Annotated in this window: 18 protein-coding genes; 1 reads left to right on the forward strand and 17 read right to left on the reverse strand. The window is 34.5% G+C overall.

The genetic code is table 11. From position 1 onward, the window contains the following. Window positions 1-43 precede the first annotated feature (43 nt). From QE109_RS01845 to QE109_RS01885, 9 genes are all read right to left on the reverse strand, one after another. Window positions 44-706: a DNA alkylation repair protein gene (locus QE109_RS01845; RefSeq protein ID WP_281092668.1), complete on the reverse strand. Its 663-nt coding sequence runs from the start codon at window positions 704-706 to the stop codon at window positions 44-46. Between the two features lie 50 nt (window positions 707-756). Beyond that, complete coding sequence (locus QE109_RS01850) at window positions 757-1,593, reverse strand: GNAT family N-acetyltransferase (RefSeq protein ID WP_281092669.1); 837 nt, start codon at window positions 1,591-1,593, stop codon at window positions 757-759. A 32-nt stretch (window positions 1,594-1,625) separates the two neighbouring features. Continuing rightward, window positions 1,626-2,396 carry a GNAT family N-acetyltransferase gene (locus QE109_RS01855; protein WP_281092670.1) on the reverse strand — a complete coding sequence of 257 codons (771 nt, stop codon included), beginning with the start codon at window positions 2,394-2,396 and terminating at the stop codon, window positions 1,626-1,628. Further along, window positions 2,389-3,183 carry a GNAT family N-acetyltransferase gene (locus QE109_RS01860; RefSeq protein WP_281092671.1) on the reverse strand — a complete coding sequence of 265 codons (795 nt, stop codon included), beginning with the start codon at window positions 3,181-3,183 and terminating at the stop codon, window positions 2,389-2,391. The genes QE109_RS01855 and QE109_RS01860 overlap by 8 nt, the downstream gene beginning before the upstream one ends. A 59-nt stretch (window positions 3,184-3,242) precedes the next feature. Continuing rightward, a complete protein-coding gene (locus tag QE109_RS01865; RefSeq protein WP_281092672.1) occupies window positions 3,243-3,698 on the reverse strand; it encodes a hypothetical protein in 456 nt (151 codons plus the stop codon). 43 nt (window positions 3,699-3,741) lie between these two features. Then, window positions 3,742-3,873, reverse strand: coding sequence for a hypothetical protein (locus QE109_RS01870; RefSeq protein ID WP_281092673.1), 132 nt, complete (start codon window positions 3,871-3,873; stop codon window positions 3,742-3,744). Window positions 3,874-3,963: 90 nt separating this feature from the next. Further along, a complete protein-coding gene (locus tag QE109_RS01875; protein ID WP_281092674.1) occupies window positions 3,964-4,179 on the reverse strand; it encodes a hypothetical protein in 216 nt (71 codons plus the stop codon). After that, a complete protein-coding gene (locus tag QE109_RS01880) occupies window positions 4,146-4,535 on the reverse strand; it encodes a hypothetical protein (protein ID WP_281092675.1) in 390 nt (129 codons plus the stop codon). The genes QE109_RS01875 and QE109_RS01880 overlap by 34 nt, the downstream gene beginning before the upstream one ends. A gap of 76 nt (window positions 4,536-4,611) precedes the next feature. Next, entirely contained in the window at window positions 4,612-5,157 is a 546-nt protein-coding gene (locus tag QE109_RS01885) for a putative signal transducing protein (protein WP_281092676.1), read from the reverse strand. A gap of 550 nt (window positions 5,158-5,707) precedes the next feature. On the opposite strand from QE109_RS01885, the gene QE109_RS01890 reads away from it, so the two are divergent. After that, window positions 5,708-5,833 carry a hypothetical protein gene (locus QE109_RS01890; protein WP_281092677.1) on the forward strand — a complete coding sequence of 42 codons (126 nt, stop codon included), beginning with the start codon at window positions 5,708-5,710 and terminating at the stop codon, window positions 5,831-5,833. Between the two features lie 346 nt (window positions 5,834-6,179). On the opposite strand, the gene rsgA is transcribed toward QE109_RS01890, so the two are convergent. From rsgA to QE109_RS01930, 8 genes are all read right to left on the reverse strand, one after another. After that, window positions 6,180-7,238 (reverse strand): ribosome small subunit-dependent GTPase A, encoded by a 1,059-nt coding sequence (gene rsgA / locus QE109_RS01895; protein ID WP_281092678.1) that lies wholly within the window; start codon window positions 7,236-7,238, stop codon window positions 6,180-6,182. Further along, window positions 7,228-7,620 (reverse strand): RNHCP domain-containing protein, encoded by a 393-nt coding sequence (locus QE109_RS01900; protein WP_281092679.1) that lies wholly within the window; start codon window positions 7,618-7,620, stop codon window positions 7,228-7,230. Before QE109_RS01900 ends, rsgA begins: the two co-directional genes overlap by 11 nt. A gap of 263 nt (window positions 7,621-7,883) precedes the next feature. Further along, window positions 7,884-8,297 carry a hypothetical protein gene (locus QE109_RS01905; RefSeq protein ID WP_281092680.1) on the reverse strand — a complete coding sequence of 138 codons (414 nt, stop codon included), beginning with the start codon at window positions 8,295-8,297 and terminating at the stop codon, window positions 7,884-7,886. A 150-nt stretch (window positions 8,298-8,447) separates the two neighbouring features. Continuing rightward, complete coding sequence (locus tag QE109_RS01910; RefSeq protein ID WP_281092681.1) at window positions 8,448-8,978, reverse strand: hypothetical protein; 531 nt, start codon at window positions 8,976-8,978, stop codon at window positions 8,448-8,450. A gap of 40 nt (window positions 8,979-9,018) precedes the next feature. After that, window positions 9,019-9,912 (reverse strand): serine hydrolase domain-containing protein, encoded by an 894-nt coding sequence (locus QE109_RS01915; protein ID WP_281092682.1) that lies wholly within the window; start codon window positions 9,910-9,912, stop codon window positions 9,019-9,021. A 391-nt stretch (window positions 9,913-10,303) separates the two neighbouring features. Further along, window positions 10,304-10,546: a hypothetical protein gene (locus QE109_RS01920; protein WP_281092683.1), complete on the reverse strand. Its 243-nt coding sequence runs from the start codon at window positions 10,544-10,546 to the stop codon at window positions 10,304-10,306. A gap of 15 nt (window positions 10,547-10,561) precedes the next feature. Next, window positions 10,562-11,122 carry a YdeI/OmpD-associated family protein gene (locus QE109_RS01925; RefSeq protein ID WP_281092684.1) on the reverse strand — a complete coding sequence of 187 codons (561 nt, stop codon included), beginning with the start codon at window positions 11,120-11,122 and terminating at the stop codon, window positions 10,562-10,564. A 57-nt stretch (window positions 11,123-11,179) separates the two neighbouring features. Then, on the reverse strand, window positions 11,180-11,935 hold the full coding sequence (locus tag QE109_RS01930; protein WP_281092685.1) for a class I SAM-dependent methyltransferase: 756 nt from the start codon (window positions 11,933-11,935) through the stop codon (window positions 11,180-11,182). Window positions 11,936-11,969: the final 34 nt, after the last annotated feature.

Consider the following 11,969-nt stretch of genomic DNA (forward strand, 5'->3'; position numbering starts at 1 on the left):
CATATAAACCCATTTGCGCCAAAGATCAAGATTCCTTTTGGCATTATTCTCCCATCAACTGCTGTTTTATTTGTATATCAAATTTTTCAAGTGCATAGCGATAAGACACGCGAGGCATTGTCACTTTATTTTTAAGCAAATAAGCATAGACACTCTCAGGTTCAGACTCAGATAACACCTTTAGCATCCACCCATAACCTTTGAGCACAAGATAATGTTCATCGGTCATCAAAGCATCGGAAATAATATAAGGATTGATTTTACTATATTTATGATATTTAATTGGATAGATCAAAACAACCGCAGCCGCACGTCTAACAGCAAAATTTGGATGCTTGGTCCATTTTACAACATGTTCAAATAGATCATTGTTTTGACTTATTAGTTCACCAAATGCATGCGTGCAGAAATCATCACAATCGCCCCAATCCTTCACATATTTTACAAGCCAATTTTCAAAAGTAAAAAAAGTGTCATCTGAATATTGCTTTCGAACTCTAAATGCCCAGTCATAAGCAATAACACCCAGTGCCCATTCACGCTCCTCAAGTAACGCTTCACAGTGCACAAGCACATGATCTATATGCTTATCCTCCAACTTTCGATATAAAGCGCCAGAGATTGCTCTAACTTTACCAGTTGTTACTCGGCCCTCTTGAGCAGCACTCTTAAGTTGTTTTCTCGCTTCGACTACTATGTTCAACATAAAGTTACCTTCTTTCTAATTTCTACTTCCTTATCTCATATTGCGTCACTCTAACTATATCTCTTAATTGCATACTCAGCAGTATAAATCGCCTGAAAACCTAATAGATCATATAAAAGTCTAGCCTTATTCCCCACCACACAGTATAGATCCACGGAAGAATAGCCCTCTGAAAGAATGGCATTGCAAATATACTTCACAAAATTTCGCCCTAAACCTTGACCTTGATACCCTGATTTTATAGCAATGCTACCAATTTCATTGCCTTCAAAATGCGCATAGCCAACGATTTCTCCGTCAATAGTGTACACCAATCTCTCATTTGCTGACTTAGCCCAAAGCACACGCATCTCTTCACTCGGCTTTTGAACAACTGAATCAGGGAAATCACCAACCCTCATTCTCATCTCATGAAAAGCAATGGCATAAAGTTCATGTGCCGCTTCATAATCCTCGTCACAGTATTTTCTGACACTTATCTCTGACAAATCAAAGCCCTCACCCAAGTAACGCATAAAAGTTGATGAGAATTTTCTCATGAAACCTTTTTTGTTGGCAAAAGTCTTAGCCATCACATCTACACAGTTGTAAGTCGACATAACCTCTTCAGTACCAGTACCTAATAGCCTGTTCTCACACAACACGATAGCCTTACTCCCAATTCCCTTACTGCGATAGATAGGATTTATAAAAACATATAGATAAGCTCTTTTACCCTCTTCAAGTTGAGCGATCCCCACTAATTGATCATCATCTCTTATAGCAAATATCGTACTTAGCTTTCTTTCAAACGCCAATAAAAAATCTCCATCAGCACCTTCAAAATCAAAGGAGTTCTGAGCTTCCAAGTAATCTGTCTCATTCATTTCATTTAAAACAACATTCATAATAAACTCCCCAAAAACTCGCTTAATTTGTTTTATTTGTTAATCAATTGAACTTCAAACTCATTTTCTTTTGCCACGAAACCAAACTGCTTATATAAGTGAATCGCATTAGCATTTTCAGTATCTACTGCTAAAAAACCTTTCTTGGCACCTTGTATGTGACCATAACTAAGGCCAGCTTTCAAAAGATTTCTACCTATACCTCTACCTTGAAACTTTGGACTAACAGCTAGCTCTCGAATCCAAAGTACTTCACCATCTGAATAGATCGAGATACAGCAAAAACCTACAATTTCACCATCAATGCGATGAACCAATACTTTGTTTTCCGCAAGCCATTCGATAAACCATTCTTCCGTTTCACCATAAAAGCCTCTACTCATGCCCTTACATGCTTGTGAGAGTTTAGCCAATGCCTTCGCATCCTCAATACTTGCAAATTGCATTTCTATAGCTTGCGATTTAAGACCCGTAAGTTGATCTAAATCCCTCAATATATAATCCTGAAATATACAGTGAATATCAAAACCATGTTGCTCAAATAAAGGTATAGCCTCTAAAGGTATAAATTTAATAAGCCCAATAATGCTGTGCTCTTTTATCACATCTAGCGTGTATTTTAAATCATCTGCTGCATAATAAATCTCATTTGGTTCCTTTGATCTATCAAGTAACAATTTTACCTCAGCTTCATCTACAACGATCATTGCATCACTGAGGTCCTCAAAATCGACATAATTAAGTGAACTATATTTTTTATCCTTTGCCATATCGATGATACGTTCAAATTGATCATTATTCATAATTCTGCTCCTCACCAATCATTTTCATAGTCTCAAGCGTATCTTTAGCTGTCATCTCTACCCAAGCTGTTTTATAGCCACTATTAATAGCGCTTCGCTTAGATGCGATATTGGACCATGCAGTACAATAATAGGGCACTTTACCTATACGGATAATCTCATCAGTTATGTTTTTAATAAGCGTTACTGCAACTCCTTTTTTTCTATGACTTGATACTACATCAATCCCTATTTGCCACATAGTTTCTGAATCGTTACTTGCACCTGCTATACCCACCAACTCACCATTAATATAACCACAAACAGCTAATACGTCTCTCTTATTACTAACATTATCATAACTAAGTGCCATATGAAACCTATCGTCAGCATACAAATCAGAGATTTCATCACCTTCCATAATTTTGATTGTGATGTCTTCATTTATGCGCACTTGCTTTTCCATATCAGGCAAAAAGAATTCAGCAATATGACACACACTCTTGCCATATTTCTCAAATTCTTTATTGAGTACGATTAACTGCGGTGTATCAAAACATCTAAAGCCACTATGTCTTGTCATAAAGGCTTCGATATAAGGTTTGATTGCTGCATCAACAGTAGCAACCAAGCCATCTCCATAGAACACAAAGCCACAGAATATTTTCTGTGTATAGCATTTTTTGGCACCTTCTTTCAAACTAGATATGACTACCTTACTTCCTTGTCTTGTGAAGTCTTTTACCGAGCAATTCATATCTATTGCAGATTGTGTCATAGCGATTTTTAATATATCTTTATTTGTCATACACGGCTCCCCAGTGGCTTGTCATATCAAAACTAAAGTTAAAAACCTATTATCATATTTTACTTTTCTTCAGCATCCATTTCTTCATCGTACATTTTATCAATGTATTGCATAACGCTATTTGTCTCTATTTCACCCTCGTTAATGGTATAAGTAATTCCCTTGATGATAATACTTTCACCAAGTAAGACAGTCATTATCTCTTTGTCACCACGTAAGAACTTTAAACTGTACATATACCCCGTTGATTCCTCACCATCAACTTGTTGATGCACCTTGCAATTACCAAATCTATCTAGTAGATCGTTAATCTTATGCTGATCCGTTACTTCAAAGTTGACAAAATCAGGCTGGTAAAAAACTTTGAGTACTGTAACATCCTCTACGTCGATTATATCAGATAAAATACATTCCGGTTTATGAGTAGTTTTAAAGATGATGCTCCCAATTGATGCAATTATAGTGACTAAAACTATAGCAGCTACATATACGATCATCCTATTTGATTTTTTCATCTGTCACCCCCAAAATCACTAGGTTTATTATTTACTGTCATTCCTATTTAAGTACTGTTAACGCACGCTTAAATGAATAGACTTTGCGAATCAAAGCATTTTCTAAAGGTTTGTTCTGATTATCTATCTCTGCTAGACTAGTATCAAGCCCCTCAGCGATCAATATTCTTGACACTTCCTCTATTAAATCATCAATATAGGCTTTTCCTCTTTTCTCATATGTAACACCTATATAGTTTATCGCACCTCGTTCGCTATCAAATTTTTACGGAACAACAAGTCCTACAAACTCATCATTCAAGTCATAAGCCAGTTTCCACCAGTCTTGATTAAAATCTATTTCTTTTAGCAATTCATAATACATCTCAGCTGCTTTTTTTGTTCCATACATAGCATTATTATCCACATCATCTCGATCTAGTGTGTTTCGTGTTACATCTTCTATTGCTATGACAAATTGCGCTTCACTCTGCTCAGCCAATTTTTATAAGTAAGCCGTTGATGAGTTTTGATGCTATTTTTTAGTTCAATCTCAAAACTCTTTTTTTCTTGGATCACTCTAAAACCTTGTCTTTCAAAAATGAATTTCAATACATCATTGTTATTGGTGGTTGAATACATATGATATTCCACAGTCTCAAATCCATTTTCATTTAAATTTGATAGACTTTCTTTTAATAGTAGCTCATCATTAGACTCTATTCTTTCTACATCAGCATCAATTAAGAACTGCCATATCTTTAAGTCGGTTGGTTGCTCCCTAAACACACCATAAATTGCTCTTCCGAGAAAAACACCGTTCTCCTCAATGATAAAACACCATTTAAGTAAATTCATCCTAGAAATGTCTTTTTCAACACCAATTATTTCAAAATTTTGTAGAAATCACGATTATAACAACTTAAAATTTCAGCTAATTTGAAATTGATAAAATCGTAACAATTAAGCTTGTACCAAGTATAAGTAAAAGGAATAACTTTAAAATATTTCTTTTTAGATTAAGTGACTTGTTATATTTATCTCGATATGCAGCCATATCAGGTTCTTCATCTTCAAATGTAAAGTCATCATACGTCTCATCCAGTTTCATTTCAGAAGCCGACTCCCCCCATAAGTTTTCAATAATTGCTCTTGCAGCCTCAGCATCCTCTTCTTTAACACATATAGATGTGCCAAGGTAATTTACACCACTATAGATTTGTAGATATGAGCCTATACCATTGTTTTTAACCTCTGAAAATATCCCGTTTTCTTCCAGTAATGTGGATACATGAAGTACATCACTCTCAAGTGTTGACTCGTATACTGTAACTAGATTGAGACCATCTGGATATAACTTAAAATCTTTATTTAACCCTTGTTGCTCATAAACATCTTCTGATATAAGCATTTCTCCGCAATCCGAACATTTTTCCACATAATCTTCAAAATCAATTTTACAAATTGGGCACCATTTCATAAAGTCACTCCTTTCACGCTTTAATCACCCACAACAATAATTCGTTGTTGTAATTCTAACAAACAATTATTAAAACTACATTAAAAAACCCTCTATTAACCATTTAAATCAATATTTTGTGATTAAATACTCTTTCCAATTAATCATAAAAAATTTATTCTCTATCCTCTATAATTATACTAGTTCATCTCCAACTATGATATATAACTTTTGATTAATAGATGACACATCGTTCATATGACAAGCTTGTTACGACTTCATGACAACTTTGTTATTTTATTGACTATGTTTTGCCAGCATGCTATTCTAAAATAGATAAATTTGAAAGGAGGTTATGCAAATGTTTATTACTACTATTGTTACAACTAAATTTAATGGATTTAATTTTGAAATGACATATTTTCATAACACTCCGTGTACGGGTAATACATTTTAGGTTTAATTATAAACCAAGGTGGATTAAATTGAACTCAGGCGGTGTATGCATATGTGCATACGCCGTTTTTTTGTGCCTAAACGCGGGGGGATTTAGCGAAAGGGGTAAAAAATTATGATTAAGGTTAACATGCTTCACGTATTCAATGATCTCAATGGCAAATTAGTATACAAGCCATTCGACGTATTTGAAAAACCGGCTAAAACTGAAAACTCAGACTTTGTGAGACTTTTTAGGTAAATAGCTATAAACAATAGAAAATGGATGCCAAACTTGGTTTTCGGCACCATCATATGAAAGGGGTAAATATATGAAAAACATATCTATACAAAATATTTTCATTGATCTTAATGGCAGAGTTATATATAACTCTCCAGCTATATTTGATGATTATGTAAAAAATGGTAAGTCTAGCATAAAAAAATTTAGACTATAATGTGCTATGATTATGACTAAATATAAAACAGACTAAAAACTGTTTCACTTAAGTGAGGCAGTTTTTCTTTTTTTTGCTTCACTATAAACATGACATCCTCATATTCCCATAAAAAAGGATATGAAAGTCTCGACATTCATATCCTTAATCTTATCTATAATGTTTTGATTTATTGAACTTTGAGATGCTTTTGAACTTCTCGTTTTTATTTTTGAGATAGTCATCACGATTTTCAGAGTATGCATCTTCTGTTTTGAGTTTTAAGTAAGACTGCCAGCGTTTTTCTGACAATTCTCCATCCCGTATTGCCTCATATATGGCACATCCAGGTTCACTCGTATGTGTACAATCGCGAAAGCGACACTTTTCAAAGTAGACTTCAACATCTTGAAAAGCCATGTCTAGTCCCTCATCTGAATCCCACATGCCAAGTTCTCGCATGCCAGGCGTATCAACTAACATACCACCACCAGGCAGTAAAATAAGTTCTCTTCGTGTTGTCGTATGCCTACCACGATCATCATTTCGAAGTCCCTGGGTCTCGATAGCTTCTTGACCCGTCAACCAATTGATAAGTGTAGATTTTCCAACGCCTGAAGAACCTAGAAGTGCTACTGTTTTACCTGGTGTAATGTATGACATCACATCTTCAAAGCCTTCTTTTGTAAGTGCAGAAATTCCTAAGATATCCACACCATTCCCTACTGAGTCTACTGCTCTGAATTTACTGTATATATCCTCACACAAATCTATTTTCGTAATTACAACCACAGGAGTCGAACCACTTTCCCAAACAAGCACCAAGTACCTTTCAAGCCTTCTTAAGTTAAAGTCATTGTTTACTGACATGCAAATAAATGTAGTGTCAATATTCGCAAGCACAAGCTGTTCCTGTGCAGACTTTCCAGCTGCCTTTCTAATAAAGGCACTTTTTCTTGATAACACTTGGTGAATGATCCCGTTCCCGTTATCACCCAAATCGCGATCCAACATGACAAAATCACCTACTGCTGGGAAATCACTAAGCTTTCTCGTTTGAAAACGATACTTACCCGAAACCTCAGCAAATAAGATCCCCTTTTCTGTAACTACACGATAGACATCTTTTGATTGCGATAAGACTCTGCCGATATATAAACCTTCTATCAGTGAAGCTTCTTTGATCATCGCATCACTAAGCCCGTACCTTATCATCGTATCATAGCTCACCTATCGCACCTCCTATTTCATTAAGTGGAAATGGAGGCCTTGCTAGAGGCTGTAGTGCAATTGACATAAGCTTAACCGGATTGTCATCTGCAGCAATTCGATTTGAACTCAGATGGCCACAGCGGTTACAGCGATGAATGATTGCCCATTCACCATTTTTTCTTACCCATACACCAATTGCTTCCATAATGCCACTGCAATTTGCAGCACGATCTCCTGGCAAATTATCGACATGAACACTACTTAAACAATTAGGACAATGATTTCTGTGGTCACTTCCTGCACCATTTGGTACAATCAGACTCCCACAGCTTTTACATACAAAATTATCATAACATGCTTCTTTTTGATACTTATTTTTATCTCTACTTGAGTATTTCAACGTTTGCTCCTCCTAAAGTGTTTTAAACCTTTATGGGAGACTCGAATATTGTTATTTTATGCAAGCCTCCCGGACTGCAACGCTCTCGCTTGATTTTTTCAACATATAATAAACTCCTTCCTAAATAATCTTCATTTTAACCGGCTACTTCTTAATGCCGTTTTGACAATTTAATTATAGCAAATATTCTCACAACTTTAACATTAATATCATATTACATAAATGTGTAAATGAGTGAAATACTTATATACTTTTCTTAACAATTAATTAGATTTTTTAAGTAGCCAAACCCACGACATCGCTGTCGTTGCGATAAATCTTCCAGGATACAAGATCGCTGACAGAAAGATCAACATACGATTTAAGTCATCAGAGTATCTAAACGGGTGATCCATCAAGCCACCTAACCAGCCTATATTTGAGTAATCTGGTTTTGGTATAATCAAATAACTTATTACGCAGTATATAAACACCACACCTAAGTAAAACAAAATACCTGCAATGTCTAATCCATCGCTGAATATAAAAAGATACACACCAACCACTATACCAATAGCAACAATTGACTTAAAAATTAATGTTTTTATATTTTGATCATTCTTGATACCTTTATTTTTTTCAATCCCCCCTACATTGCCAGGATTCATAGATTCTCCAAAGATTTCAAATAAGCCCATTTAAGCCCCTCCTATTCATTATTTTTAGCAATCTGTAATTTCTTTCATAATCGAAAAATTTATTCTTACTTCTTAACAATACCACTTACATTGTAATTTTTAATTAAGGATTTATTAAATTTCAGATGACCACATATGTTAGTTGAATGTTCATAATGATATCATGGATTTAGTCTTATCTTTGATAATATCATTGATCTTTTCTTTATCAGTGATAGGCAGTTTCATCTTTAGGTCATATTCTTTGAGTAAAAATAAAGCAGGTCTACGTTTTGAGATTATTGTAATTCTCTCAAAATTTTTATTAAACATAGTTTCCCATTCACAGTCAACCAGATCATTCCAATCTATAAAACGGTTTGGTAGAAATATACCATTATCACATATAAAAAATGTATTTCTCGATTCCTTTAATAATATTATTCCTATTGAAATAATTAAGACTATGTTGAAATAACTGAAACAATCTGCATCTTTATAATATAAACGCCTCCAAAACCATAGTGCCATCACTATAAAATATACTGCTCTAGACCAATAATCTGCATCTTGATTTTTAAGTTCTAATTCTATGGTCTTTTTCTTATTAAAATACTTTTTTCTTCTAAAAAACTGATATGTAAGGTTGCTAAATAGTACAACAAGTATCAACAAAAATAGAATTCTAAATGGATCTGTCATTTCAATCACTCCTTATTAGTAGACTTGAATATGATTATTTTCACCCAAGGTTCGGCACAATATCTTTCCATATAGCCCTTAATACCTCTTTAGGATACTCCTCATTATGACCTGTAACCGTAATCACTGCATCATAATCTTCTAGTATGATACAGTATTGTCCATACATGCCATCTGCTCTGTAACAATTGGGTAAGGTACTTTTCCAAACTTGATAACCATAGCCTTGTCTAGACTCAGGATCTAATTTATATGAAGTGTCGATCCAGCTTGAGTGCATTCTTTCTACATAGCCTGACGAAACAATTTTGTGCCCATCATAGGTCCCTTTACCAAGTAATAGAACGCCTATCCTTGAAAACTCCTCTGTTTTTAAATATAGCCCACCTGAACATGCTGTAAAGCCATTTTGACAGGTGTGCCACTGTGGATTTACGATCCCGAGTTTATCAAACAATCTCGTCTTCAAATAATCTAATAAATTTTCTCCACTTAACTTATGGATAATTCTTCCTAACATATAAGTGCATAGGTCTTCATAATAAAACTTACTTCCCGGCTTTTCTAAGAGTTCCTCTAAAAAAAATAGTTTCACCCGGTCCATGTCATTATACTTTTCGTACGTTTCACTTATATGTCCAGAAGACATCTTAAGTAAATGAACTATTTTAATTTGATCAGACCCTTCACTTGCAATTGATTTATAATCAGGAAAAAAATCCAGCACATAGTCATCAACTGTCAATAAATTCTCTAGTTCAGCAATACCGACAGCTATAGCAACCACGGTTTTGGATGCCGAATATAAGTTTTCTCTGTCGTCACTTCTAAATCTATGTTCTGCAATAGTCTTCCCGTGTTGATAAACATGAATCCCATATAAGCCAAGATTTTGCTCTATAGCAGTAAGTCTAAAATCAGTTAATATTCCCATTTTGACCTCCATATATTATAAAAAATTACTGTTTGGAATTAGTATTTTTAGTTATCATGCTAGTAGTATAAATTGAGACAGCCGAATACATATAAAATGAGAAGACGACGCCAAACATAAAAGTGTACACTAAGCCATAGTCTCTTAATGGTAATATAATATACATTAAAAACATTGAAATTATGGTGTTAATTATTATTGTTACTAGCTTTCCAAGTCTTTCAACCATCTTAGCTATTGGCCTAAACTTTCTTTCAACAAAAAGAAATAAAAAAAGGGAACAAGGAACATTACCGATGAACAGCATCAACAATTCCTGTAATTTATAACTCATAATTAACCTCCTTACACAATATCATTCAATATTAAGAAATAAATCTGAATTTCATAATCAGTCAAACCACTTTAATATCCCCTCGCCCATATACCTAACTGTTTGAGAATGCTCTATTCCTTCAACTTGATATGTAACTGTGTAAATTGAATCTCTCCAACTTATCATTTTCATACTCAGTATTTCTCCACCCTTATTTTTAATGTCAGTTCGTATAACTCTGTCTATTTTACGGAGATAGAAATACCAGAAAACGATTGCACCCACTAGTATTAAAATACCAAATTTAAACTGTGTCATTTTTGCCTCCTGTAATCACATTGGTTTTTTATTTTCATTTAGTCTTTCAATGATTTTATTCAGTCGCCGAATTCTAGTTTCTTCTTTTTTAGCATCTAAATAAAACGCCGTATAGGTTCTTCTTATTGAAGGCGACATCTTTAAGAAGTTAGCCAGTGCAAGCTCCGATCCTTTTAGCACATCAATAAAATCATTTACTTGTTCATCCGTGATTTTATCATCTTTTACCAAATCCCATTGACCAGATCTCTTAGCTTCCTCAATTGCTGTTACGCCAAACGTAGTCATTCTTCCATCTTCAATTAGTGAAGCTGCCAACTTTTTATTCTTATCTGACCAATGACTACCATTTCGTCTTGGTGTAAACTTCTTTTGATATTCATCTTCATCTATACTGAGAATTTGTCCATCAATCCAACCAAAACATAAGGCTTCTTCTAGTGCCTCAGCTGCATTTATCCTTTTTTGAGTTTCTGTTTTATTGAAGACAATCCAGATACCTTTACTAATCCCATGATATTTTACTAACCATTTTCTAAATTCTAGTCTATCTGTAAAAAACAACTTTTCTTCCATAATAGGCACCTCTTTTTTCTCATATACAGAGCAAATCTTACGATCTGAACTATTACATCAAATTTTTCTTGCATGAATTGTTATTTCACCCGGCAATTTTTCATTCGTCCAGCTTGGTTCTTCATTAAATTCCAGAATCATAAATCCAGCGCTGATCATAGCGTTAATAATCTCTGATAAGTTATAATACCTGTATGAACACTCTGGAAACAATTCTCCTTCTGATGCTTCTAACAGACCTTTATAAGCCAAATCACCACTATGGATATCCGTTTCAAAATAATCTTCTCTCGATGACTTAAAATAATTAATAGGCATCACTTTTCTAAAAGGATGGAAATCATTCAATATAACTTCACCTTCGTACTTTAATAATGCATACAGTTTTTCCATAAATTTATCAATATCATGAAAATAATGCAGTACACCACCTTCAAGGTATAGTTTGTCAAAGAAAGTGCCATATTTCGCTGTATCAATTGCTAATACATCAGAAACCACATAATTGAGTTTCACATTGGCAGCTTTAGCCAGTTCTACCGCATATCTCTCATTCTCACGAGAAATATCAAAAACAGTGACATCTGCTCCAAGCGCTGCAAGTGCCACCGCTCGTCTACCAGAAGAACCACAAGGATTACCGATCTTCAGCCCATCAACATGATCAAAGTACTTGCCATGTTTCTTTAAAGTTGCGATAGGATTTTGAAGGATATGAGCCGCATATTCATTTGGCTTGCCATTGCTTTTAACTGCAAATTCGTATGCTCGATATTCCCATGCGTCTTTATTTTTTTTAGTATTGGGATCCATAATGCCTCCAAATTTTATTTGTTTTTATAATTAT

The organism is Fusibacter bizertensis (assembly GCF_029914245.1).
Taxonomy (GTDB): domain Bacteria; phylum Bacillota; class Clostridia; order Peptostreptococcales; family Acidaminobacteraceae; genus Fusibacter_C; species Fusibacter_C bizertensis.